This is a genomic window from Arthrobacter sp. NPDC058097 (assembly GCF_042884885.1).
Taxonomy (GTDB): domain Bacteria; phylum Actinomycetota; class Actinomycetes; order Actinomycetales; family Micrococcaceae; genus Arthrobacter.
In genome coordinates this window covers 369,100-394,334 of record NZ_JBHVSZ010000002.1, presented here as the reverse complement: position 1 = coordinate 394,334, position 25,235 = coordinate 369,100, and the positions used below count along the sequence as shown (strand labels likewise).

At 67.0% G+C, this 25,235-nt stretch carries 19 protein-coding genes and 1 tRNA gene; 9 read left to right on the top strand and 11 right to left on the bottom strand.

Annotation, left to right across the window (positions count from 1 at the left end; all coding sequences use genetic code 11):
* Nucleotides 1-17 precede the first annotated feature (17 nt).
* The 10 genes from ACFVTE_RS05705 to argS all read right to left on the bottom strand — a co-directional run bounded on the left by ACFVTE_RS05705 (nucleotide 18) and on the right by argS (nucleotide 12,973).
* Nucleotides 18-794, bottom strand: coding sequence for a WecB/TagA/CpsF family glycosyltransferase (locus ACFVTE_RS05705; protein ID WP_387098047.1), 777 nt, complete (start codon nucleotides 792-794; stop codon nucleotides 18-20).
* Entirely contained in the window at nucleotides 791-1,576 is a 786-nt protein-coding gene (locus tag ACFVTE_RS05700) for an L-threonylcarbamoyladenylate synthase (RefSeq protein ID WP_387098044.1), read from the bottom strand. The genes ACFVTE_RS05705 and ACFVTE_RS05700 overlap by 4 nt, the downstream gene beginning before the upstream one ends.
* Nucleotides 1,577-1,591: 15 nt before the next feature.
* Complete coding sequence (prmC, locus tag ACFVTE_RS05695; RefSeq protein ID WP_387098042.1) at nucleotides 1,592-2,506, bottom strand: peptide chain release factor N(5)-glutamine methyltransferase; 915 nt, start codon at nucleotides 2,504-2,506, stop codon at nucleotides 1,592-1,594.
* Between the two features lie 15 nt (nucleotides 2,507-2,521).
* On the bottom strand, nucleotides 2,522-3,595 hold the full coding sequence (prfA, locus tag ACFVTE_RS05690) for a peptide chain release factor 1 (protein ID WP_354258554.1): 1,074 nt from the start codon (nucleotides 3,593-3,595) through the stop codon (nucleotides 2,522-2,524).
* A gap of 195 nt (nucleotides 3,596-3,790) precedes the next feature.
* A complete protein-coding gene (rho, locus tag ACFVTE_RS05685) occupies nucleotides 3,791-5,965 on the bottom strand; it encodes a transcription termination factor Rho (RefSeq protein WP_387098039.1) in 2,175 nt (724 codons plus the stop codon).
* 446 nt (nucleotides 5,966-6,411) lie between these two features.
* Nucleotides 6,412-7,377 (bottom strand): homoserine kinase, encoded by a 966-nt coding sequence (gene thrB, locus ACFVTE_RS05680; protein ID WP_387098036.1) that lies wholly within the window; start codon nucleotides 7,375-7,377, stop codon nucleotides 6,412-6,414.
* An 11-nt stretch (nucleotides 7,378-7,388) separates the two neighbouring features.
* A complete protein-coding gene (gene thrC, locus ACFVTE_RS05675; protein WP_387098033.1) occupies nucleotides 7,389-8,495 on the bottom strand; it encodes a threonine synthase in 1,107 nt (368 codons plus the stop codon).
* Nucleotides 8,496-9,812 (bottom strand): homoserine dehydrogenase, encoded by a 1,317-nt coding sequence (locus ACFVTE_RS05670; protein WP_387098030.1) that lies wholly within the window; start codon nucleotides 9,810-9,812, stop codon nucleotides 8,496-8,498.
* Nucleotides 9,813-11,318, bottom strand: a complete 1,506-nt coding sequence (gene lysA, locus ACFVTE_RS05665) for a diaminopimelate decarboxylase (protein ID WP_387098342.1) — start codon at nucleotides 11,316-11,318, stop codon at nucleotides 9,813-9,815.
* 5 nt (nucleotides 11,319-11,323) lie between these two features.
* On the bottom strand, nucleotides 11,324-12,973 hold the full coding sequence (gene argS, locus ACFVTE_RS05660; RefSeq protein WP_387098027.1) for an arginine--tRNA ligase: 1,650 nt from the start codon (nucleotides 12,971-12,973) through the stop codon (nucleotides 11,324-11,326).
* A gap of 223 nt (nucleotides 12,974-13,196) precedes the next feature.
* On the opposite strand from argS, the gene ACFVTE_RS05655 reads away from it, so the two are divergent.
* The 6 genes from ACFVTE_RS05655 (at nucleotide 13,197) to ACFVTE_RS05630 (ending at nucleotide 17,771) form a co-directional block, all read left to right on the top strand.
* Nucleotides 13,197-13,658, top strand: a complete 462-nt coding sequence (locus ACFVTE_RS05655) for a hypothetical protein (RefSeq protein ID WP_387098024.1) — start codon at nucleotides 13,197-13,199, stop codon at nucleotides 13,656-13,658.
* 9 nt (nucleotides 13,659-13,667) lie between these two features.
* Nucleotides 13,668-14,555: an FAD:protein FMN transferase gene (locus tag ACFVTE_RS05650; RefSeq protein WP_387098021.1), complete on the top strand. Its 888-nt coding sequence runs from the start codon at nucleotides 13,668-13,670 to the stop codon at nucleotides 14,553-14,555.
* Entirely contained in the window at nucleotides 14,552-16,108 is a 1,557-nt protein-coding gene (locus ACFVTE_RS05645; protein WP_387098018.1) for an FAD-dependent oxidoreductase, read from the top strand. The genes ACFVTE_RS05650 and ACFVTE_RS05645 overlap by 4 nt, the downstream gene beginning before the upstream one ends.
* An 82-nt stretch (nucleotides 16,109-16,190) precedes the next feature.
* Nucleotides 16,191-16,263: transfer RNA gene (locus tag ACFVTE_RS05640), tRNA-Arg, on the top strand.
* 116 nt (nucleotides 16,264-16,379) lie between these two features.
* Nucleotides 16,380-17,420, top strand: a complete 1,041-nt coding sequence (locus ACFVTE_RS05635; RefSeq protein ID WP_387098015.1) for a M4 family metallopeptidase — start codon at nucleotides 16,380-16,382, stop codon at nucleotides 17,418-17,420.
* 60 nt (nucleotides 17,421-17,480) lie between these two features.
* Nucleotides 17,481-17,771, top strand: a complete 291-nt coding sequence (locus ACFVTE_RS05630) for a protealysin inhibitor emfourin (protein WP_387098012.1) — start codon at nucleotides 17,481-17,483, stop codon at nucleotides 17,769-17,771.
* 26 nt (nucleotides 17,772-17,797) lie between these two features.
* Here the strand turns inward: ACFVTE_RS05630 and ACFVTE_RS05625 are convergent, their stop codons facing one another.
* The gene (locus ACFVTE_RS05625; protein WP_387098010.1) at nucleotides 17,798-18,766 is read right to left on the bottom strand and encodes a helix-turn-helix domain-containing protein; all 969 of its coding nucleotides are present in this window, start codon (nucleotides 18,764-18,766) and stop codon (nucleotides 17,798-17,800) included.
* Between the two features lie 81 nt (nucleotides 18,767-18,847).
* Here ACFVTE_RS05625 and ACFVTE_RS05620 point away from each other — a divergent pair, with 81 nt between their 5' ends.
* The 3 genes from ACFVTE_RS05620 to ACFVTE_RS05610 all read left to right on the top strand — a co-directional run bounded on the left by ACFVTE_RS05620 (nucleotide 18,848) and on the right by ACFVTE_RS05610 (nucleotide 25,202).
* The gene (locus ACFVTE_RS05620; protein ID WP_387098007.1) at nucleotides 18,848-19,015 is read left to right on the top strand and encodes a hypothetical protein; all 168 of its coding nucleotides are present in this window, start codon (nucleotides 18,848-18,850) and stop codon (nucleotides 19,013-19,015) included.
* Between the two features lie 103 nt (nucleotides 19,016-19,118).
* Nucleotides 19,119-23,105: an ATP-dependent RNA helicase HrpA gene (gene hrpA, locus ACFVTE_RS05615; protein ID WP_387098004.1), complete on the top strand. Its 3,987-nt coding sequence runs from the start codon at nucleotides 19,119-19,121 to the stop codon at nucleotides 23,103-23,105.
* Between the two features lie 318 nt (nucleotides 23,106-23,423).
* Nucleotides 23,424-25,202, top strand: a complete 1,779-nt coding sequence (locus ACFVTE_RS05610) for an HNH endonuclease (protein WP_387098001.1) — start codon at nucleotides 23,424-23,426, stop codon at nucleotides 25,200-25,202.
* The last annotated feature ends 33 nt before the right edge of the window (nucleotides 25,203-25,235 follow it).

The following is a 25,235-nucleotide window of genomic DNA, read 5'->3' as shown; positions in this document are numbered from 1 at the left end:
CTAGGCGGGGCTGCTCTTCAGGCCCGGCCGCGCAGCCGGCGGCGCAGCAGCAGTCCCAGCAGGACCCACGGTTCGCCAAACACCCGGTACGCCACGCGGCGCGGATGCAGCAGCAGGCGCCAGGCCCACTCCAGGCCCAGCCGGCCAAGCCAGCGGGGCGCCAGCTTCTGGATGCCGGCGATCTGCTCGATGGCTCCCCCGACGGCGCAATAGACGGCCGGCGGCAGCGACGGCAGGCGGCGCCACAGCACTTCTTCCTGCAACGGCATGCCGAGGCCGATCAGCACCAGCTGCGGCTGGACCTCGGCCAGCCACGCGGCGGCCTTCTCCTCCAGATCCGCATCCCAGCCCTCCCCCGGCATGCCGGAGACAGCGGCGCCCGGCACGATGGCCTGCAGCTTCGCCACGGCCTTGGCGTTGGCAGTCGCCCCGGCGCCAAGGACGGCGATGCGGTGGAGGCCCTCCAGCCGGCCCAGCGCGGGAATCCAGTCGGTTGAACCCAGCCGGTAGTCCATGACGGGCCGTGAGTCAGCTTCCCCGCCGGTCTTTTGCCGGCTCCTCCCCCACAGCCAGAGGACAGGCGCGCCGTCGAGAAGGACGACGTCGCTGTTCTCGTAAAACTTCCTGAACTCGGGTTGGGAGTGGAACAGCGTCACGCTGTGGAGGTTATGGCCCACGACGGTCCTGGTGCTGCCCTCCGCCACAAATCGGTTGAGGACCGCGGCGAGTCCGTCGACGTCCAGGGGCGTGGCATCCACGCCGAGGACCGGTATGGGTTGCCTCTGCAGCGTCATTCGGCGCTTGCGGGCTTTTCGCCGGCGTCGGACTGGGCAGCCTCGGACTGCACGGCGTCGGACGGGGCAGGCGCTTCTCCAGCGGGGACCTCGGCGTTGTCCTCCGCCTCGTCCGCGGCGTTGCCGTTGATGTCGAGAACCCCGGGAACCACCTCACGAAGCCGCTCGATGCTGATGGCCCCCTCGCGGACGACGCGCAGCGGCAGGGAGGTGGCATCCACGATGGTGGACGGCCGGGCGTCGGTTCCCTCGACCGGCCGGAAGCCGCCTTCAAGGTAAACCTCCACGGACTCCGCAAGCTGGGACCGCGCTTCAAAGGCGGTCTGCGCCGGCGCCTGGCCGGTCCGGTTTGCCGAGGACACGGCGAGGGGTCCGGTGACTGTGAGCAGGTCAATCGCCACCTCATCGTCCGGAATGCGCAGGGCGACGGTGCCCTTGGTCTCGCCCAGGTCCCAGTCGAGGGACGGCTGCGCGTGGAAGATCAGGGTCAGCCCGCCGGGCCAGAAGGCCTCGGCCAGGTCGCGGGCGTCCGGATACACATCGGTGGCCAGCCCGTCGAGCGCCGTCAGGCGGGGAATCAGGACGGGCGGCGGCATGTTCCGGCCGCGTCCCTTGGAGACCAGCAGCATGGTCACGGCCTGCGGGGAGAAGGCATCGGCAGCGATTCCGTAGACGGTGTCCGTGGGAAGGACAACGCACTTCTTCTCAAGGATCGCCCGCCGCGCGTGGGCGATTCCGGCGGTCCGCTCGTCGTCGGCCGTGCAGTTGTACGTAGTGGTCACTGCCTCATTCTTTCATTACTCCGCGGGCGGGAAGGCAAGGACGGCACTGGTGGCGCGTTCCTTGCCGTTAAGGTCAAAATGTGTGGTGACGTCGGTCCAGAGCCCGGTCCGCTTCAGCATCGTGGATATCCAGCCGGCCTGCACTTCGGCGTGTTCCATCACAAAGTAGCCGCCGGGGACCAGGAGCCGCGCCGCGGAGGCGGCGGCCGCCGTCGGCAGTTCCATGCCGTCCGCTCCACCGCCGTAAAGCGCTTCGGGAGGGTCGTGGAGCGCCACTTCCGGTTCATTGGGGATTGCCTCGGCGGGGATGTACGGCGGGTTGGAAACCACGACGTCGAACGTTCCGTTAAGCTCCGGAAGAGCGTTCCGCAGGTCCCCCAGCAGGAGGGTGACCCCCAGCGGCCGGAGGTTCTTCGCCGCCCAGGCGTGTGCAAACTCGCTGAACTCCACGGCAAAAACCTCGGCCTCGGGAACCTCGTGCGCGATCGATCCGGCAATCGCGCCGGATCCGGTGCCCAGGTCCACCACCTTGGGGCGGACTACGCCGGCTCGTTCCAGTGCCCGCAGCCGGTCGATGACCAGCTGCACCACGGACTCGGTTTCCGGGCGGGGAATGAAGACGCCGGGTCCCACCGCCAGCTGGAGGTAGCGGAAGTGCGCCACGCCGGTGATGTGCTGGAGCGGAATCCGGGTGGCGCGCTCGGCAACGAGCTCGGCATAGCCTGCCGGTGCGGGGGCATCACCGAGCATCATGGCCCGCAGCCGGCCCAGGCCCACACCCATCAAATGGTCGGCCAGCAGCTCGGCGTCCACCCGGGGGCTGGGGACGCCGGCCTCGGTCAGTCGCTCTGTCGCCTCGCGGACGGCATCAGCCAGGGACTGGCTGCTCGGAGATTGCGCAGCCGGCTCCGCAGTGTGCTCGGACGTCATGGAATCCCGGGGCTCCTAGTCGCCGATGGCGTCCAGCCGCGCCTGCTCGTCCATCTCGATGGCGGACTGGATAACCGGCTCGAGGTCCCCGTTCATGACCTGGTCAAGGTTGTACGCCTTGTAGCCCGTGCGGTGGTCGGCGATCCGGTTTTCCGGGTAGTTGTACGTGCGGATCCGCTCGGACCGGTCCATGGTGCGGATCTGGGACTTCCGCTGCTCGGAGTTGGCGGCGTCGATCTGCTCCTGCTGGTGGGCCAGGATGCGGGCACGGAGCACGCGCATGCCGGCTTCCCGGTTCTGCAGCTGGGACTTCTCGTTCTGCATGGCCACGACGATGCCGGTAGGGAGGTGCGTGATGCGGACGGCGGAGTCGGTGGTGTTGACGGACTGGCCGCCGGGACCCGAGGACCGGTACACGTCGATTTTGAGGTCGTTCTGGTTGATCTCGAGCTCTTCCGGCTCGTCAACCTCGGGCAGGACAAGAACGCCTGCGGCCGACGTGTGGATGCGGCCCTGCGATTCGGTGACGGGCACACGCTGGACGCGGTGCACGCCGCCCTCGAACTTCAGGCGGGCGTAGACACCTTCGGCGGGATCGTTGGAGCTGCCCTTGACGGCCACCTGGACGTCCTTGTAGCCGCCGAGGTCGGACTCGGTGGAGGAGATGATCTCGGTCTTCCAGCCGCGGGATTCCGCATAGCGGGTGTACATGCGCAACAGGTCGCCGGCGAAAAGGGCAGCCTCGTCGCCGCCTTCGCCGCCCTTGACCTCAAGGATCACGTTGCGTGCATCGTCCGGGTCCCGGGGGATCAGCAGCCGCCGCAGCCGTGCCGCCGCGGTCTCCAGGGCTTCCTCCAGTTCGGGCACCTCGGCGGCAAAATCAGGGTCCTCGGCAGCCATCTCCTTGGCAGCCGAGAGGTCATCCCGGAGGCCCTCCCACTTGTGGTAGGCATCCACGATGCCATTCAGCTGGGCAGACCGCCGCCCCAGCTTCCGCGCCAGCTTCTGGTCAGCGTAAACAGCCGGATCCCCCAACTGCGCCTGGATGGCATCATGCTCATCCAACAGGCCCTGTACGGACTCAAACATTCTCAAAACCTCTTTCGACTTGTAACCAAGTCTAGTTACAGCAACGCGGGGTCACTTACCGCCCAATCCGGCGGCTCCATTGGGCGGTATCTGACCCCGCGTTGCAGTTGGGCCAGGAAGTGGTGATTTAACGACGAAGCCGCCCAAAATATGCCGGCCAGGGAGTGGCCGGCATATTTTGAGCGGCGAACGCAGCTACTTGTCGTTATCCGACTTCGCACCAAGCGTCGTCTTCTGGACCTGCATGAGGAACTCGACGTTGCTTTGGGTCTCGCGGATCTTGTTGGTCAGGAGTTCCAGGCTCTGCTGGGTCTCAAGGCCGGAGAGAACGCGGCGCAGCTTCCACATGATCTTGACCTCTTCGGCCGAGAGCAGGTTTTCTTCGCGGCGCGTGCCGGAGGCGTTGACGTCCACGGCGGGGAAGATGCGCTTGTCCGCCAGCTGGCGGGACAGGCGGAGCTCCATGTTGCCGGTGCCCTTGAACTCCTCGAAGATGACCTCGTCCATCTTGGATCCGGTCTCCACGAGGGCCGTTGCCAGGATGGTCAGCGAGCCGCCGTTTTCGATGTTGCGGGCAGCACCGAAGAACCGCTTGGGCGGGTACAGCGCGGCGGAGTCCACACCACCGGACAGGATGCGGCCGGAGGCCGGGGCTGCCAGGTTGTACGCACGGCCCAGACGGGTCATGGAGTCCAGGAGCACCACGACGTCCATGCCCATTTCCACGAGGCGCTTGGCGCGTTCAATGGAGAGTTCGGCCACGGTGGTGTGGTCGTCGGCGGGACGGTCGAAGGTGGAGGCAATGACCTCGCCCTTCACGGTGCGCTGCATGTCCGTGACTTCTTCGGGACGTTCGTCAACCAGCACCATCATGAGGTGGACCTCAGGGTTGTTGGTGGTGATCGCGTTCGCGATGGACTGCAGGATGAGCGTCTTGCCGGCCTTGGGCGGGGAGACGATCAGGCCACGCTGGCCCTTGCCGATCGGGGCAACCAGGTCGATGACGCGGGGGCCGATCTTCTTGGGGTCGGTCTCCAGGCGCAGGCGCTCGGACGGGTACAGCGGGACCAGCTTGGCGAACTCCACGCGGTCCTTGAGGTCCTCGGCGGTCTTGCCGTTTACTGAGGTGACGCGGACCAGTGCGTTGAACTTCTGGCGCGCGGACTGCTGGCCGCGGTCCTCGCCGTCGCGCGGTGCGCGGATGGCGCCAACAACGGCGTCGCCCTTGCGCAGGTTGTACTTCTTGACCTGGGCCAGCGAGACGTACACGTCGTTCGGGCCCGGCAGGTAACCGGACGTGCGGATGAACGCGTAGTTTTCCAGGACATCCAGGATGCCGGCCACCGGCAGCAGCACGTCATCGTCGGTGATCTCGACGTCGTCGACGTCGGGCCCCTGGCTGCGTCCGCGGCGGCGGTCGTTGCGGTCGCGGAACCGTTCGTTGCGGCCACCGTCGCGGCTGTCCGAACGCTCGTTGCGGTCGTTCCGGTCGCGGCGGTTCCGCCGGTTGCGGCGGCTGCCGCCGTCCTCGTCGACGTCACGGCTGTCGTCACGGCGGGTGTCGTCACGACGGGTGTCGCGTCCGCCAGCTTCGCCGGCGTCACGGCCACCGCGGCTGCGGGTGTCGCGGCGTTCGCGCTGGCCGGCTTCGCCTTCGGCTGCCTGCTCGCGGGCCTCAGCACCGCGGGTTTCAGCACTGCGGGTTTCAGCACCGCGTGCTTCCGCAGCGCGGGTTTCAGCACTGCGTGCCTCGGGGGCAGCTTCGGCGGGCGCGGCGGGCGCCTCGGCCGGAGCCGCTGCGGCTGCTTCGCCACGTCGGCGGTTGCGGGTGCGCGGCTGGCGGCGTTCTGCGCCCTCAGCCTCGGCAGCAGCACCCTCGGCCGGAGCGGCGGGTGCCTCGGCAGCGGCCGGTGCTTCAGCGGCCGGTGCTTCAGCGGCCGGTGCGGCTGCCGGAGCCTCGGCGGCCGTTTCTGCCGCAGTGGCGGCAACAATGCCGTCGCTCACTGCCCGGCGGCTGCGGCCACGGCCACGTGCACGGGTTTCCTGCGCCGGAGCCTCAGCCGCTTCCGCGGCCGGGGCGGCTGCGGCGGTTTCGGCGGCGGGGGCAGCCGCTGCAGCAGCCTTGGCGGTGCGTGCCGGTGCCTTGGTGGCGGTGGCGGACGTGCCTGCACGGTGCGCGGAAATGGCCGTCACCAGGTCGCCCTTGCGCATGCGGGATCCGCCGGAGATACCGAGCTGGCTGGCAAGCGCCTGCAGCTGGGCGAGCTTCAGGCCGGCAAGGCCGCTGCTCTTGGCGGGAGCTTCCGTCAACGATCCGGAAGCAGAAGATGGTGTGTCCACAGCTGGCGACAGCTCAGTGGTTTCGGTCACGAAGGATCCTTCCCCCTCGACGGCGTCCAGACTGTGAGCTGGACGCGATGATTGGATCTGGGCTGCAGTTCAGATCTGCAGCCGGGATGTCGGCCTTGCCGGTTGGAGTTCGGCCAGCAGGGCCGGATACTGATCACCTTCAAATGCTCCGCATAGCTGGCGGGGCGGCGGACTGGCGGTTCAGGGAACAGAAATCCATCTGTAGATTCCTGGCCAGGCCAAGCAGGTGACACCGGAAAATATTGCGCAATAAGAGATCGAAGCAGCAGCAGCAGATCGAAGCAGGTTCTGACCCGATGACCGATTAAGGCCATTTCTCGGAGTCGTTGACTGCACGGTCTCTTGGCTGCAGGGCCCTCTCGACTGCAGAGTCGCGGTCTGGGTGCATCAATGAATGCGGTTACGACTCAATGAATGCGGTGTGACTGCGGAGACTGCATGCGGTGTTACCGCCGGTGCACTCCCACTTTAGCACCTTCGACGTCGACTGCCAGCTTCATCACACGCCAGCTGATGTCCGGCGTGTTTGCCTCGGAAAACGCGGCAATGAATTCCAGGACGACGGCGGCCTCTGCCTCGCCGTTGGCCAGGACCAGAACCGTGGGTCCTGCGCCGGAGACGACGGCCGCGTGGCCGGCTCCGCGCAGGGCCTTGATCAGGCCGGCGCTGGGCCGCATTGCCTCCGCACGGTAGCTCTGGTGCAGGAAGTCCTCGGTGCCGGCCAGCAGGAATTCAGGCTTCTGCGTGAGGGCATGGATCAGCAGCGCTGCACGGCCGGAGTTCATTGCCGCCGCGTGGTGGCCGATGGATGCAGGCAACAGGGCTCGCGCGGCCTCGGTGGAGAGCTCGTAGTCCGGAACTGCCACGATGGGGATGACGGCACCATCGACTGTGGCGCACGTGCTGCTGTACTGGTCACTGTCCTGCCACGACAGCGCCAGACCGCCGTAGATCGCCGGAGCAACGTTGTCCGGGTGGCCTTCCATCTCGCTGGTCAGCTGCAGGATCCAGTTCTTGTCGCGCTGCTCCCCGGCCGGCAACAGCGCGTTCGCCGCGGTCACAGCTGCCACGACGGCGGACGCCGACGAGCCCAGGCCACGGCCGTGCGGATTGACGTTTTGGGCCGTGATCTTGAGGCCGGTGTGACGGTAGCCCAGCCGCCCGAAGGCGGCATTCATCGCCCGGACCACCAGGTGGCTGGCGTCCTGCGGAAGGGAATCCGCACCCTCACCGCTCAGTTCAAAGACCAGCTCGTCGCTGTCCAGGCTCTCCACGGTGAGGGTGTCGTGCAGGGTCAGTGCCAGCCCAAGGCTGTCGTAGCCGGGGCCGAGGTTGGCGCTGGTGCCCGGAACCCGGACCGTCACCTGCTGCCCGGCCTGGATGGCGGGCAGCTGGGCGGTCTGCGGCAGCATGGTTTCCACTGTTATTTGTCTTCCAGTCCCAGCTCTGCAGCAACGGTCACGACGTCGTTCGGCACCTTGACCGGCTGGACATCGCTGCCGTCCTCGGTCCTCAGAGCCCACTGCGGGTCCTTGAGGCCGTGGCCGGTGACGGTAATGGCGATGGTCTTGCCGGAGGGCACCTCACCTGCGGCGTGCTTCTTGAGCAGGCCTGCGACGCCGGCAGCGGAGCCGGGCTCCACGAAGACGCCTTCGCGGGAGGACAGCCAGCGGTGGGCGGCCAGGATTTCCTCGTCGGTAACGGAATCGATGAATCCGCCGGACTCGTCACGGGCGGCGATGGCACCGTCCCAGGAGGCAGGGTTGCCGATCCGGATGGCGGTGGCGATGGTGTCCGGTTCCGTGATGGGGTGGCCGGCCACGAACGGCGCGGCACCCGCGGCCTGGAAGCCCCACATGGCGGGGGTCTTGGTGGCGACGGGAGCGAGCGTGCCGGCCGTTTCGGACTCGAACGGGGCGGAATACTCCTTGTAGCCCTTCCAGTAGGCCGTGATGTTTCCGGCGTTGCCGACCGGCAGCACATGGATGTCCGGGGCGTCGCCCAGGGCATCGACAATCTCGAAGGCCCCGGTCTTCTGGCCCTGGATGCGGGCCGGATTCACCGAGTTGACCAGGAACACCGGGTAGGACTCGCCCAGCTTGCGGGCGATGTCCAGGCAGTTGTCGAAGTTGCCGTCGACCTGCAGGAGCGTGGCGCCGTGCGCGATGGCCTGGCTCAGCTTGCCCATGGAGATCTTGCCCTCGGGCACCAGCACGGCACACGTCAGGCCCGCGGCGGTGGCGTATGCGGCAGCGGAGGCGGACGTGTTGCCGGTGGAGGCGCACACGACGGCCTTGGCCCCGGCGTCGACGGCGGCTGTCATGGCCATGGTCATGCCGCGGTCCTTGAAGGAACCGGTCGGGTTCATGCCCTCCACCTTGAGGTAGACCTCCGAGCCCGTAAGCTCGGACAGCTTCTGGGCATAAACCAGGGGCGTGCCGCCCTCTCCGAGGGTGATGACCCGGGTGGCCGCCGTGACGGGCAGACGGTCAGCGTATTCGCGGATGACACCGCGCCATTGGTGAGCCACTTAAGCTCCTTCTACCCGCAGTACGGATGTAACGGAATTGATCACGTCCAGGCCCTTCACGGCCTCGACGGTCGCTGCCAGTGCAGCTTCGCTTGCGCGGTGGGTGACGATCCGCAGCTCAGCCGATTCCACGTTGGAGTCGGCATCGCGGTGGATGGTCTGGCGCATGATTTCGATGGAAACGCCGTGCTCGGCGAACAGCTGGGCGATCTTCGCCAGCACGCCGGGCTGGTCCGCAACGTCCAGACCGATGTAGTAGCTGGTGGTTGCGGCATCGATCGGCAGCGCCGGGACATGGCCCGTAGTGGACTCGATGCGTCCGGGACCGCCCAAAACGATGCGGCGGGCGGCCGAGACGAGGTCGCCCAGCACGGCAGACGCCGTCGGGGTTCCGCCGGCACCCTGGCCATAGAACATCAGTTCGCCGGCGTTTTCCGCCTCGACGAAGACGGCGTTGAACGCACCGCGGACGGCTGCCAGCGGGTGTTCGCGCGGCAGGAGCGTCGGGTGGACGCGCACGGAAACGCCCTCGCTGCCGCCGCCGTTGCCGATCTTCTCGGCGATCGCCAGCAGCTTGATGACAAAGCCGGCTTCCTTCGCGGCCGCAATGTCGGCGGCGCTGACGCGGGTGATGCCCTCGCAGTAGACGTGCTCCAGGTCGAAGCGGGTGTGGAAGGACAGGGATGCCAGGATGGCGGCCTTGGCGGCGGCGTCGTGGCCTTCGACGTCGGCCGTCGGGTCAGCCTCGGCGTAACCGAGGCGCTGGGCCTCGGCGAGTGCATCGGCGAACTGCGCGCCGGTGGAGTCCATCTGGTCCAGAATGAAGTTGGTGGTGCCGTTGACGATGCCCAGCACACGGGTGATGCGGTCGCCGGACAGGCTGTCGCGGATGGGGCGCAGGATGGGGATGGCGCCTGCGACGGCGGCTTCGTAGGACAGCTCGACGCCGGCCTTGTCCGCCTCCTCGTAGAGGGCCGGGCCGTCGGCGGCGAGCAGGGCCTTGTTGCCCGTGACCACGCTGGCGCCGTTCTGGATGGCGGAGAGGATCAGCGAACGGGCGGGCTCGATGCCGCCCATCAGCTCGATCACGAGGTCGGCGTCCTTGACCAGCGTTTCGCCGTCGGTGGTGAACAGCTCGCGCGGGAGGTCCACTTCACGCTCGGCGTCGAGGTTCCGGACCGCGATGCCGGCCAGTTCGAGGCGGGCACCGGTGCGCGGCGCCAGGGTGCCGGCGTCGTCAATCAGAATCCGCGCCACCTGAGCCCCGACGTTGCCACAGCCCAGCAGGGCCACTTTCAGGGTTCGCAATTCGGTCATTCAGGCTCCCATGTCGCGGTTCAGCAGATCTTCTTCGGTTTCCCCGCGGACAATCAGCCGGGGAGATCCGTCGCGCACAGCGACAACGCCCGGCCGGGCCAGATAGTTGTAGTTGCTTGACAGGGCCCAGCAGTAGGCGCCGGTCCCCGGTACAGCGAGCAGATCACCGGCTGCCACGTCCTCGGGCAGATATACATCTCTAACAACTATGTCGCCGCTCTCGCAATGTTTGCCCACTACGCGGGACAGCTGCGGGGCCGCCGCGGAGGTCCGCGAGGCGAGAATGGCCGAATAATCCGCGTCGTACAGCACCGGACGGGCGTTGTCGCTCATGCCGCCGTCCACTGACACATAGCGGCGCGGGTGCGTAACGTTCTGATCGGCCGATTCGGTGTCGCCGCCGGCCGGTGCGTCCACGCGGACGGTCTTCAGCGTGCCCACTTCGTATAGCGTGAAGGTGCTGCTGCCCACGATGGCGCGGCCCGGCTCGATGGAGATCCGGGGTGCTGTTATGCCCAGTTCGGCGCACTTGGAACGCACGACGGCGGCCATCGCCTGCGCGATGTCGGCTGCCGGGCGGGGCGTGTCCACCGGCGTGTAGGCGATGCCATAGCCGCCGCCGAGGTCAAGCTCGGGCAGGGAGATGGAATATTTGGCCTGCACCGCGGCCAGGAAGGTCAGGAGCTTTTGGGCAGCCAGCGCAAAGCCGTCCGGCTCAAAGATCTGCGACCCGATGTGGCAGTGCAGGCCCAGCAGCTCCACGCTGTCATAGGAGGTTGCCGCGGCGACGGCTTCCTCGGCGGCGGACAGGCCTGCTTCGTCAGTGGAATCCCCGGCCATGGAGAGGCCGAATTTCTGGTCCTCGTGGGCGGTGGCGATGAACTCGTGGGTGTGGGCGTGCACGCCGGGCGTCAGCCGCAGCATGACGTTGGCCTTCTCCCCGCGGCCGGAGGCGATCTTGGCCACGCGCTCCAGCTCGTCCAGGCTGTCCACCACGATGCGGCCCAGGTTCATGTCCAGGGCCCGGTTGATCTCAGCGTCGGACTTGTTGTTGCCGTGCAGCGACAGGTTGGCACCCTCGATGCCGGCGCGGGCTGCGACGGCAAGCTCGCCGCCGGAACAGGTGTCCAGCCGAAGCCCTTCCTCAGCCACCCACGTCGCGACGGCGATGCTGAGGAAGGACTTGCCGGCGTAGTAGACGTCCACTCCCCCGCAGATGTCGGCGAAGGCGTGGTCGAAGGCATCCTTGAAGGCACGGGCGCGGGCGCGGAAATCCGATTCGCTCATGACAAACAGCGGCGTGCCGTACTGCTCCTTGAGGGCGCTGACCGGGATGCCGTCAATGGCGAGTTCGCCGCCGTCGTTCCGCTCCACCCCGCCGGCCCACACCGGGGTGTGGAGGGCGTTGAGGTCCGCGGGGACGGTGAGCCACTCCGGAGCCAGCGGCGAGGCTGCACTGTTCGATGCAGTGCTGTTGGATGCGGTGCCGCCCGAGATGTCCTGCACGCTGATCACATCCGTTCCGGCGCCGAAACGCCCAGCAGTTCGAGTCCGTTGGCAAGCACCTGGCTGGTGGCGTCATTGAGCCACAGCCTGGTGCGGTTGGTGTCGGTAACGGCTTCGTCGCCCATGGGCGCCACCCGGCAGGCGTCATACCAGCGGTGGTAGGCCCCGGCGATGACCTCGAGGTGGCGTGCCACGCGGTGCGGTTCGCGGAGTTCGGCGGCCTTGGCCACGATGGAGGGGTAGCTGCCCAGGTAGGACAGCAGTTCGTTTTCCGTGGCGTGGTCCAGCAGGGAGGCGTCGAAGGCGCTCCGGTCCACTCCGGCAGCCACGGCGTTGCGGGCGGTGCCGCGCGAGCGGGCGTGGGCGTACTGCACGTAGAAGACGGGGTTCTCGTTGGAGTGCTTCTTGAGCAGCTCGGGGTCCAGCGTCAGCGGGGAGTCGGCCGGGAAGCGTGCCAGCGAATAGCGGACCGCGTCCGTTCCCAGCCAGGAGATCAGGTCCTTGAGCTCAATGATGTTGCCGGCGCGCTTGGAGAGCTTGGCTCCGTTGACGGAGACCAGCTGGCCGATCAGGACCTCGATGTTGACCTCGGGGTCGTCCCCGGCCGCGGCGGCGATGGCCTTGAGCCGGTTGATGTAGCCGTGGTGGTCGGCGCCCAGGAGGTAGATCTTTTCCGTGTAGCCGCGGTCCTTCTTGGACAGGTAGTACGCGGCGTCGGCGGCGAAGTAGGTCGGTTCTCCGTTCGCGCGGATCATTACACGGTCTTTGTCGTCACCGAAGTCGGTGGTGCGCAGCCAGACGGCACCGCCGTCGTCGAACACATGGCCCTGCTCGCGAAGGCGGGCAACGGCATTTTCGATAGCGCCGGCGTCGTGCAGTTCCTGCTCGGAGAAGAACACGTCGAAGGAAACGCCAAAGTCGGCCAGGGTGTCCTTGATGTCCTTGAGCTGGGCCTCGTAGGCCGCGGCGCGGATGACGGGCAGGGCCGCCGCGTCGGTGAGCTCGCGGATGTCCGGGTGCTTCGTCAGCACCACGTGGCCGAGGTCGCGGATGTATTCGCCCGGGTAGCCGCCTTCAGGCACGTCGCGGCCGTGCAGGCGCGACAGCACCGAGTTGGCGAAGACGTTCATCTGGGAGCCGGCGTCGTTGATGTAGTACTCGGCGGTGACGTCGGCACCGGAGGCGCGGAGCACCCTGGCGATCGAATCGCCCAGGGCTGCCCAGCGCGTGTGGCCGATGTGCAGCGGACCGGTGGGATTGGCGGAAACAAACTCCATGTTCACCGTGTGGCCGGCGAGCGCGGCGTTGGTGCCGTACTCCTTGCCCGCTTCGACAATGACCTTGGCCAGCGCCCCGGCGGCGGCAGCGTCAACCGTGATGTTGAGGAAGCCGGGACCGGCGATTTCCACGCCGTCGACGCCATTGATGTCCTTGAGCCGCGCGCTGAGGAGAGTGGCGAATTCGCGCGGATTGGTACCGGCCTTCTTGGCCAGCTGCAAAGCGATGTTGGTTGCCCAGTCGCCGTGCTCCCGGTTCTTCGGACGCTCCACCAGGACGGAATCCGGTATAGCCGCCTCGGCAAGGGCAATGTCGCCGGAGGCAACGGCGTCTTTCAGGCAGGCGGATATTGCGAGGGAGAGTTCTTCGGGAGTCACACTCCTAGACTACCGGGGAGCCCGTCGCGGCGCGGAATCCGGGCGGGCCCTGCGCACTCCCCCGGCGTCACAGCAACCACAGTTGGCGTCACAGCAAATAGTAGGGAAATTCACAGGAACTGCCCTTAGCCTTTACTCACCTGCCAAATTGTTGAAACATCAACACTGAAATACCGGAACTCAACGCTGTCCCTGGCGTGCCCGCACCACGAAAAGAGACCCCGTGAAGCCTTCAATCCGCAAAACTGTATTCGCCGGAATGGCCGGCCTGTCCCTCGCCGGAACGGTGGCAGGCTGCGCGCCTTCCGCCCAGCAGCCCGCTGCGCAGGAGACCGAACCGTCGTCGGCGGCGTCCGCTCCTGCGTCGGGAACGGCATCGGGCTCCGCGACCGGCTACAAGGACGGGACCTACAGCGCGGACGGCAATTACAAGTCCCCCAACGGCACCGAGACCGTGGGTGTCCAGCTGACCTTGGCCAACGGCACGGTGTCCGCAGTGGAAATCACCGAGCATCCGTCCAATCCCAACACCCGGAAGTTCCAGGGCCAGTTCGCCGGCGGCATTGCCGACCAGGTGGTGGGCAAGAGCCTGGATGAGATCAACGTCTCCAAGGTGGCGGGTTCCTCCCTGACCAGCGGCGGCTTCAACCAGGCGGTCGAAGCAATCAAGGCACAGGCCCTGTAGGCGGCTGCCATGCCGCACGCGGGCTGGCAGGACTTCCGGTTCGACGGCATCGGGACCGGCTGGGAGATCTCCACGCCTGCCCCGCTGCCACCGGACCTGCGCAGCGCCGTCCTGGCCGAAGTGGAACGCTACGACTCCACGTGGTCCAGGTTCCGCGAAGACTCGCTGGTAACCCGGATATCCGTGACGCCCGGGCATTACGAGCTGCCGCCCGAAGCCGCCAGTCTGGCCGCGCTCTACCGGCAGCTTTACACGCTCAGCGGCGGGGCCATGACTCCGCTCATCGGTGAAAGCCTCGAGCGGCTGGGCTACGATCCCCACTATTCACTGCAGCCCCGCGGCGGCGCCGCTCCTCCCCCGGCCTGGGACGCCGTCCTGCAATGGAAAGGAACATCGTTGCGCACCACCGCCCCCGTGGTGCTGGATATCGGCGCGGCCGGCAAGGGCCAGCTCGTGGACCTGGTGGCCGAACTGCTGAGGAGCCACGGGGTTCCGGACTTCTTCATTGACGCCAGCGGCGACCTGCTGAACGGCGGCGGGGAGGACAGTGGCCATGGGCCGGTGCAGGTGGCGCTGGAGCATCCGTATGACCCCACCAAAGCCATAGGAACCGTGGCGCTGGGGGCCGGTGCTCTCTGCGCGTCGGCGTCGAACCGGCGGGCCTGGGGAGACGGGCTCCATCACGTCCTGGACGGCACCACGGGGGCGCCGGTCAGGACGGTCGTGGCCACGTGGGCCCGGGCGGACACCGCCATGGAGGCGGACGCCCTCGCCACCGCCCTGTTCCTGGTTTCGGCCGAAGACCTGGAACGGCACTTCAGTTTTTCCTGGCTCAAGGTATTTTCCAACGGCAGCGCGGAGTACTCTGCGGAATTCGAAGGAGCGCTCTTCACATGAGTTCAACCACCTCCCGGCAACAGGCCTCACCCGGCACCGCCCTGGACGCGTACCTGGGCCGGTTCACGATGTACCGGCTGGTGCTGTTGGTGCTTGCCGTGCTGGCTGCCTACAGCCTCCTCCTCGATGCGCTCGGCTGGCTCACGTTCGGCATTCCGAACATGCTCGCCCATCTGGCCCTCTGCCTGGGGCTGACATATGTCTCCAACCGTGGCCTGGCCGCACTGTTCCGGGTACAGCCGCACTCTGAATCCTCACTGATTACGGGCCTCCTCCTCTACTTCCTGTTCTGGCCCACCCAGCTCGGCCCGGCGTTTGCGCCCATGGACCTTGCAGGGGTGGCCCTGGCCTGCGCTTTGGCCTCAGCCTCCAAGTACGTCCTCGCCTGGCGTGGCCGCCATGTGTTCAATCCCGCGGCCGCGGGGGCCTTCATCACCGGGCTGACCGGGCTCAACATTGCCACCTGGTGGGCCGGCACACCGTCCATGCTGGTGCTCCTGGTCCCGGGCGTCCTGCTGGTGCTCTACCGCACCCGGAAGACACTCATGGCCGCCGTCTTCATCCTGGTGGCCACCGGCGTCGTGGCGGCGGTGCAAATGCCTTCCGGTGTCGACCTCGGAAGTGCCGTGTGGCAGACCCTGGCGCAGGGCCCCGTGCTGTTCTTTGCCGGGTTCATGCTCACCGAGCCGCTCACCCTGCCTCCCCGGCGCTGGCAGCAGCTGGCGTTGGCCGCCGTCGTCGGAATCCTTCTGGCCACGCCGTACAACTTCGGCTTCGTGGCGAACTCCCCGGAGCTGGCCCTGCTCATCGGCAACCTGCTGGCGTTCCTGGCGGGCCAGCGCGGCAGCGTCCGGCTGCTGTTCAGCCATTCGCGCACTCTGACGCCGACGACGACGGAATTCGTCTTCCGCCCGCAGCGCCCGCTCCGCCACGCGCCCGGCCAGTACCTGGAACTGGATCTTCCGCACACCAAGCCGGACGGACGAGGCAGGCGCCGCGTCTTCAGCCTGACCAGCCATCCGGACGCAAAGCATGTGAAGATCGGCGTCGGTACCGCCAACCCCGTCTCCGCCGCCAAGCGCAAGCTGCTGTCCCTCGAGCCCGGTGAGGAACTCACGGCCACCACTGTGGCGGGCGATTTCGTCCTGCCGAAGGGTTCGGACCCCGTGCTGCTCATTGCCGCCGGGATTGGCATCACGCCGTATTTGGCGCAACTGTCCGGAGGGGTGGCCCGCGAGCGCGACACCGTGCTTCTCTACCTCGCCCGGAACGCATCCGAACTCGCCTACGCGGAGGAGCTGCGGGACTCCGGTGCCCGCGTCGTTGCCCGGCTCGCCGACGGCTCGGCGCCGCCGGACTTCATCGAGGACGCCGGCGCGCTGCTGGCCCCGGGGGCACGTCTGGACGGTCACGCGCTGAAGCGGCTGGTGCCGGACATCGGCCAGCGAAGGGTCTTCATCTCGGGCTCACCGGCCAGTGTCGGCTCGCTCCGGCGGGCCACCCGGCGTGCAGGTGCCCGCCGTATCCACTTGGATTCGTTCGCGGGATACTAAAGGGGAGGTCCCGTTTTCCTTTCCGGCCCACCTTCCTGCTAAGCTCTAGGACGTCCGGCCGGGAACGGCAGGATCCCTGGATGCCCTCGTAGCTCAGGGGATAGAGCGTCTGCCTCCGGAGCAGAAGGCCGTAGGTTCGAATCCTATCGAGGGCACAGCTGAACCCCCTCCGCTTACTCAAAGCGGCGGGGGTTTCCTGCATTTCGGGGGTTTCCTGCATTTCCAGTGCGCCTGACGCAGAATGTCAGAGGCCGTTCGTAGTGTGAGTTGCATGGTCTGTTCAATCGTTCCGCCGTACATCCTCCGCCGCCTTGCCGCCCAGAGCTCCCCCCGGTTCTCGGCCGTCGCCCGCGCCGCCCGGGAGGCCCTGCTCCACGTTGGCGCCGTACACGCCGCCCGCACGTCGGCGCCCTCGGCACCTGCTGCCATCCGGCAAACGGAGCCCGCCCTCGTCAACAGGTCCGTCTTCGACGCTAAGTCCGGCGAGTCGCTGCCCGGTCAGGTTGTCCGGAAGGAGGGCGACGCCGCCACCGGCGATCCCGCCGTGGACGAGGCCTATGACGGCCTCGGCCATACGCACAGCCTCTACGCGGACGCCTTCGGCCGGAACTCGATCGACGGCCTGGGAATGCCGCTGAAGGCCAGCGTCCACTTCGGCAAGCTGTACGATAACGCGTTCTGGGACGGCCAGCAGATGGTGTTCGGCGACGGCGACGGCGAGGTGTTCGAGCGGTTTACCCGCTCGCTCAGCGTGATCGGCCACGAACTGGCCCACGGCGTGACGCAGTTTTCTGCCGGGCTGGCCTACCGCAACCAGGCGGGAGCCATCAACGAATCCGTCTCAGACGTCTTCGGCGCCCTCGTGGAGCAGTATTTCCGGAAGCAGACCACCGCCGAGGCCTCCTGGCTGATCGGCGAGGGCCTGTTCACGCCGCAGGTCCAGGGCTCCGCCCTGCGCTCCATGAAGGCACCGGGAACCGCGTACGACGACGACGTCCTCGGGAAGGACCCGCAGCCGGACTCCATGGACTCCTATGTCCGCACACGGTCAGACAACGGCGGCGTCCACATTAACTCCGGCATTCCGAACCGGGCGTTCTGCCTGGCCGCCCAGGCCTTGGGCGGTAACGCCTGGGATGCGCCGGGGCAGATCTGGTACGAGACCCTGACAGGCGGCTCGCTGAGCCCGACCACCACGTTCACAGCCTTCGCCAAAGCCACCGCGTCAACGGCGAAGGAACTGTTCGGCGAGGAGTCCGCAGAGCATGACGCCGTGCGCGGCGCGTGGGAGACTGTGAAGGTAAAGCTCTAACCGACGCCGGGACTGTGACTTTCCGCTTCCCGGCGGCTGCGGAAACCCGGGAACCTCGCCATGAAAATCACAGTCGAGCGCAGCGGCGGGATAGCCGCACTCACCCGTGTCTGGACGGTGCTGGCCGTGACGTCCACTGACAAAAGCCGCTGGCAGCCGCTCGTCGAAGCGTGCCCCTGGGACGCCGTCGACGATCCCCGGCAGGCGGCGGACGGGCAGCCGGACCGCTTCATGTACTCCATCCGCGCCGGGCAGCGCCGAGCCACCCTGCCGGAGACGGCAGTCACCGGCCCCTGGCGCGTGCTCGTGGAGTCGACCCGGGCCGCGGCTGAGGAATCACGCTCCGGCTGAAACGTGCGGCCGGGTAGCCTCGGGACCTAGCCTGCCGTGGCCATCTGGCCGCGGAAGGCCCGGCGGTAGGACTGCGGACTCGTGTCCAGCACCTTGGCGAAGTGGTGCCGGAGCAGCACGGGGTGGCCGAATCCTGACTGCCGCGCCACCTCGTCGATATTCAGCTCCGTGGATTCCAGCAGCTCCTGGGCGCGCAGAACCCGCTGCGAATTGAGCCATGCGGCCGGGGTGGCCCCTGTTTCAGCGCGGAACCGCCGGGCAAAGGTGCGCGCCGACATGTGTACGCGGGCGGCGAGCTCCTGGACGGGATGTTCCTCGTCCAGGTTCTCCACCATCCACCGGAGGAGTTCCTCCATCGGCTGGGAGCCGCACTCGGGCATGGGCCGGTCGATGAACTGGGCCTGGCCGCCGTCGCGGTGCGGCGGGACCACCATGTCCCTGGCGATGGCGGCCGCCACGGCAGCCCCGAACTCGGTCCTCACCAGATGCAGGCAGGCGTCAATGCCCGCTGCTGTTCCGGCACTGGTGATGATCCTGCTGTCCTCGACGTAAAGGACGTTCTCGTCCACCAGGATTTTGGGGTACTGGGCAGCGAGCTCTCCTGAGTAGTGCCAGTGCGTGGTGCACCGGCGTCCGTCCAGCAGCCCGGCCCGGGCCAAAGCAAAAGCGCCGGAGCAAATCGACATCACCCACGCCCCCCGGGCGTGCGCCGCCCGCAGCGCATCAAGGACCGACTCCGGCACATCTTCCTCCCGGCCGTAGGGCGTCATGATCACCAGGTCGGCATCGTCGGCGGCTTCCAGGCCGAGGCGCACGTTCATGGTGAGGCCAGACTTCAGCGGAACGTCCCCGGGCACCGGTGCGCACACGCGGAAGTCGAATTGCGGCACGCCGGTTCCCCGGTCCGAACGGTCGATGCCAAACACCTCAAAAGCGGTACCGAACTCGAAGATCGAGAAGTTGGGAACCGTTATAACTGCCACTGTCTTGAGCATGTTTCCAGTATGGCAGAAAATTGTACTTTTTAGGCATTTCTGCCACTTCTTTCGAAGGTTCCGCGGGACAACCATGGAGACATGGAAATCTTCGGAATTGCCCTCCTCGTCCTGGTCCTCGTTGCAGCTGCAGCCACCGTCGGCGCCATCCTCCGGGACGGCCGCGGCCACACCCCACCCGAGCACTCGGCTCCGGACTGGTCCGCACTGGACCTGCCCAGCAGCAACTACACCATGCGCATCTTCTAAGGGCGCATAGCTGTCAGCCATCACCAACCACAAACCGTCCGCCCAAACCGAGGACCCGGCGCACGCCGGGTCCTTTTTATTCGGCAGTAGACTTGGGGGAGCCATGACTTTTCACATCTCCTACCCCGCCGAGCTGCCGGTTTCCGAGCGCCGCGAGGACCTGATGGCAGCTATTGCCGCCAACCAGGTGACGATCATTGCCGGTGAGACCGGTTCCGGAAAGACCACCCAGATCCCGAAGATGTGCCTGGAACTGGGACTGGGTGAAAACGGCCTGATCGGCCACACCCAGCCTCGCCGCCTCGCAGCCCGCACGGTGGCCGAACGCATCGCCTCCGAACTCGGCGTCGACATCGGGCAGGAAGTGGGCTTCCAGGTACGTTTCACCGGCGAGGTGAGCAAGTCCACCAAGGTCAAACTGATGACCGACGGCATCCTGCTGGCCGAAATCCAGCGCGACAAGCTGCTCCGCAAATACAACGCGATCATCATCGATGAGGCCCACGAACGCAGCCTGAACATCGACTTCATCCTCGGCTATCTCAAGCGGATCCTGCCGCAGCGGCCGGACCTGAAGGTGATCATCACCTCCGCCACCATCGATCCCGAACGCTTCGCGAAACACTTCGGCTCGGACGAGGAACCAGCGCCCATCGTTGAGGTATCAGGCCGCACCTACCCGGTGGAGATCCGCTACCGGCCGCTCTCCCAGCCGGCGGGCGGCCCGTCCGCAGGCGATGACGAGGACAATTCCTCCGACGACGAACTCGAGGAGGACCGGGACCCGCTGGACGCGGTGTGCGACGCCGTCGACGAGCTCGCCCTTGAAGCGCCGGGCGACATCCTCATCTTCTTCTCCGGCGAGCGGGAAATCCGGGACGCGGCGGACGCCCTGCAGGCCAGGATCCAGTCCAACCGGCGACTGGCCGGCACCGAGGTGCTGCCGCTGTTCGCGCGGCTGAGCCTGCAGGAGCAGCACCGGGTGTTCAACCCGGGCAGCAAGCGGAGGATCGTGCTGGCCACCAACGTGGCCGAGACCTCCCTGACCGTGCCGGGCATCAAGTACGTCGTCGACACCGGAACCGCCCGCATCTCGCGCTATTCCCACCGCACCAAGGTGCAGCGGCTGCCCATTGAGCGGGTGTCCCAGGCATCTGCCAACCAGCGTTCCGGGCGCTGTGGCCGCGTGTCGGACGGCATCGCCATCCGGCTGTACTCCGAGGAGGACTTCGAGTCCCGGCCGCTCTACACCGATCCGGAAATCCTGCGCACCAACCTGGCGGCGGTCATCCTGCAGATGACCGCCATGGGAGTTGCGCGGGGGCCCAAGGACATTGAAAACTTTCCGTTCGTGGAGCCCCCGGACTCGCGGGCCATTAACGACGGCGTGACCCTCCTTCGGGAGCTGGGAGCCTTGAGTTCACCGCAGGCAGCCACTGGTGCGCCGCAGGCGGCCAACGCCGAAAACGGCAAAGGCGCCGGCCGCAACGGCGGCGGGCTAACCGCCGTCGGACAGAAGCTCGCGCAGCTTCCGGTGGACCCGCGGCTCGGCCGCATGATCGTGGAGGCAGGCAAGCGCGGCTGCGTCCGTGAAGTCATGATCCTGGCGGCGGCCCTGACCATTCAGGACCCCCGCGAACGCCCGACGGATAAGCAGCAGCTGGCGGCGGAAAAGCACGCCCGTTTCCGCGACGAGAATTCCGACTTCACCGGCTACCTGAACCTCTGGAACTACATCCACGAGAAGCAGCAGGAGCTGTCCTCCACCCAGTTCCGTCGCCTGTGCCGGAACGAATTCATCAACTACCTGCGCGTCCGGGAGTGGCAGGACCTCTTCACGCAGCTGCGGCAGCTGGCCAGGCCGCTGGGCATCACCCTGGACAACAAGCGCGAGGCCGACGCCGCGGGCAACCACGAGGGCATCCACATCAGCCTTCTTTCCGGCCTGCTGAGCCACATCGGCATCCTCGACGAGCGCAAGCGGGAATACGCTGGCGCCCGTGGCATCCGGTTTGCCATCTTCCCGGGCTCGGCGCTGTTCAAGAAGTCGCCCACATTTGTCATGGCCGCCGAACTGGTGGAAACCAGCCGGCTATGGGCACGGGTCGCCTCCAAGTTCGAGCCTGCGTGGGCAGAACAGGTTGCGCCCCACCTGATCAAGCGCAGCTACAGCGAACCCCACTGGTCTACCAAAATGGGCGCCGTGATGGCCTACGAAAAGGTCACCCTCTACGGCGTGCCCATCATCGCGCAGCGCCGGATCAACTTTGGCAGGGTCGATCCTGTCCTGGCCCGGGAGCTGTTCATCAGGCACGCACTGGTCCAGGGCGAATGGAAGACGCACCACAAGTTCTTCCACCGCAACCGGGCCCTGCTGCAGGAAGTGGAAGAACTCGAGGCGCGGATGCGCCGCCGGGACCTGCTGGTGGACGACGAGACGCTCTTCGAGTTCTATGACGCCCGCGTCGGCAAGGACGTCGTCTCGGAACGCCACTTCGACAAGTGGTGGAAGGACGCCCGGCAGCAGGATCCGGCGCTTCTGGACTTCGATGAGGCCCTGCTTTTGAGCGAGGACGCCGATGCGCTGGACGAGTCCGCCTACCCGAAGACGTGGCTGCACAAGGGCTTCGAACTGCCCCTGAGCTACGAATTCCATCCCGTGGCACCCGGCTCGACGCCCAACCCGTCCGACGGCGTCACGGCGGAGGTTCCGGTCCTGTTCCTGAACCAGCTCGACGACGCACCCTTCCGCTGGCTGATCCCCGGCCAGCGGGTGGAACTTGTCACCGCGCTGATCAAGTCGCTGCCGAAGCAGGTCCGCAAGAGCTTTGTCCCGGCCCCCGACGTCGCCCGGCAGGCTGTCGCCGCGCTGGAAGCCGATTTCGACCCCGCCGAGGACGAGCTGGAGAGTTCACTGGAGCTGGTTCTGCGCCGACTGAAAGGCCAGATCGTACCGCCCGGGTCCTGGAACTGGGATGCGGTTCCGCCGCACCTGCGGGTGAGTTTCAAGGTGGTGGACACCCGGGGCAAGGTCCTGGACGAGGGCAAGGACCTGGAAGCCCTGCAGGAGCGGCTGGCCCCGGCCACCCGCCGGGCCATCGCCGAGTCGCTTGGCGCCACGCCCGCCACCGCCGGTCCACGGTCACCGAATGCGCGGGCGCCGAAGAAGAGCCAGCAGCAGGCTGCCCCTCAGGACGGCCGGCCGCAGGCGGGCGCCGGGTTCACGGAACAGTCCGGCCTGACGGAGTGGCGGTTCGGCACCCTTCAGCGCCAAGCGAGCGTCACCGTGAAGGGTCACACCGTTACCGGTTTTCCCGCGCTGGTGGACGAAGGGAAGTCCGTTGGCCTGCGCGTGTTCCAGACAGCCTCGGAACAGCAGGAAGCCATGCGGGGCGGCGTCATCCGCCTCCTCGCACTGCGGGTGCCTGCGCCGGACCGCTACGTCCTCGAACACCTGAACAACACAGAGAAGCTGACGTTCAGCCAGAACCCGCACGGGTCCGTCTCAGCCCTGATCGCCGATTGCGTTCTGGCGGCGGTGGACAAGCTGACTCCCCCGGAACTCCCTTGGGACCAGGCAGCGTTCGACGCCCTGTACGAGCATGTCCGGGCGGAACTGATCGACACCGTCTTCAGTGTCACGGCCGTCGTGGAGCGGATCCTCGCGAGCACCCGCCGGATCGAGAAGCAGCTCAGGGGCACCACCAGCCTGGCGCTCATCAGCGCGCTCAACGATGTCCGCAGCCAGCTTGAGCAGCTGGTCTTCCCCGGCTTTGTGGCCAAGACAGGCTATGCGCAGCTGAGCCAGCTCCCCCGCTACCTCACCGCCATCGAAAAACGCCTGGAGAAGCTGCCCGGCAACGTGCAGCGCGATGCGCTCAACATGGCGGCCGTCCAGCAACTGGAGGATGATTATGACGACGCCGTGTCGGCTTTGCTGCCCGGCCGGCGGGCAGGTGCCGAGCTGACACAGGTGCGCTGGATGATCGAAGAGCTTCGGGTGAGCCTCTTCGCCGTCGAACTTGGAACAGCCTATTCGGTGTCCGAGAAGCGGATCCGGACGGCATTGAACAAGGTGCTTGCGGCGTAGCGTCAGCGTAGGCCATTCCGTTGCGAACGGACAGTTGGCCTCTGATCCGGGTGGATTAGTGGCCCCAAGTGTCCGTTCGCGCTTGCGGGCCGGTTGGGCCGGGCTTCGTACGACGGCGGTGCTGCCGCGGCTTGGGCTTTTCTGACCGCTCCTCAACACCAAGTGGGTAGCACTTCAGGGCTTTCTGAGCGCTGGGAACGCCCTGAAGTACTACCCAGTTTTCGTTCTCAGATGATTCGGAAAAAACTTTTTGGATCCTTCCCGGATCGGGTGCCTTTCCGGCCCTTTAATGTCGGACCCCCTTGGCAGACTGTGTTCATGGACAGCTTCGGGAATTCAGCACTGACTGCAGCGGCGCCGCACGGCGTGGTTCTGCTGGCTGCCGTGGTTCCCGACGGCGTTGTCCACGTCCCTGACGCCGCGGTTTCCGACGCCGATCCGTGCTACGGGTTGCCATATGACGATGACCTCGACGCCGTCTATCCGGCATCGTTGCCGGAGGACCCGTTTCCCGAGGCCCTGTTTGCGGACCGTCCCCTCGACGGGGACCTTTTTGACGACAGCCCTTTCGACGCCGGTGCTTCTCACGGCGGCATTCCGTCCAGCGCCGCCACCACGCAGCACGCTTTAGCCGGTTCACCGACAACAACCTCAGGGTGGGTTCTCCCGGCAGCCGACCTCACCGCCGACAATACAGGGCTGATCGACCAGATCCGGGCCTACGAGAACGTCAAATGCTGGGCCGCCGGGCAACAGGCGAGGCTTTCCCTGACCTTCGAGGCCCGGCTCCGGCAGGAACAAGCGGATCGTGGGAATCACGCGGGCCGGACGCTGACCGCGGAGGACCTGGGCAAGGACCGTACCAAGGAACACGGCCTGGGCGCGGCCGAACAGATCGCACTGGCCCGGGGCGAATCCCCGCACCGCGGGCAACGGCTGCTCGGCACGGCCAAAGCCCTGGTGCAGATGCCCCACACCCAGGCCGCTTTGGACACCGGAAAGCTGAACGAAGAACGCGTCATGTATGTGGCGAAGGAGACCGCCTGCCTGAGCCCGGCTGACCGGGCCGCCGTTGACGAGGAACTCGCCGCCGACACCGGCACTTTCACCGGCGCCGGAACCCTGGCCGTCATCGCAGCCGCCCGCGCCGCCGCCATCCGCCGCGACCCCCGCGCCGTCGCACGGCGCGCCAGCCACGCCGTCTCGGAGCGCCGGGTCAGCCTGCGTCCGGCACCGGACTGCATGACCTACCTGTCAGCGCTGCTGCCCGTCCACGAAGGCGTCGCCGTCTACGCGGCGCTGACCCGGAACGCCGACACCCTCCACGCCGCCGGGGACCCGCGCACCCGCGACCAGATCAAAGCCGACACCCTGGTCGAAAGGACCACCGGCACCCCCGGCGGCATCACCGGCATCGAACTCAACCTCGTCATGACCGACCGGTCACTCCTCCAAGGCGACTCCGAACCCGCCCGCATCACCGGCTACGGCATCATCCCCGCCGACTTCGCCCGCAACCTGCTCACGCAAAAGAAGGAGCCGGCACCGGGGCAAAGCCCGGGGCGGGGTCAGACTCCGACGCCGGGGCAGCTTCAATCACCCAGCCGGCAGGACGGTACCCTCCCATCCAGTGCCGGCACGACAGCCGAGAACAACTCAGCCCCGGGCCTGAAAGAACTCAAGACCTGGGTCCGGCGGCTCTACACCGCCCCCGAAACCGGCGAACTCGTCGCGATGGACTCGAGACGGCGCCTCTTCCCGGCCCCGCTGCGCCGCTTCATCCAAATCCGCGACGACACCTGCCGCACCCCCCACTGCGACGCCCCGATCCGCCACCACGACCACATCATCCCCTGGCACAACGACGGCCCCACCTCGTTGAGTAACGGCGCCGGACTCTGCGAAGCCTGCAACCACACCAAAGAACTCCCCGGCTGGAAGGTAAAACCCCGGCCTGGACCCAGACACACCATCGAAATCACAACGCCCACCGGACACACCTACCGGTCCACGGCACCACCGCTACCGGGAACGGGGCTGCCCGGAATCTTGCTGCGCCAGCCGAGCCAGTCCGAGCAGCCCGGCCCGGCCCCCTAACAGGAAGGCCGGGGGGCCAGCCGGCCCGGTTTC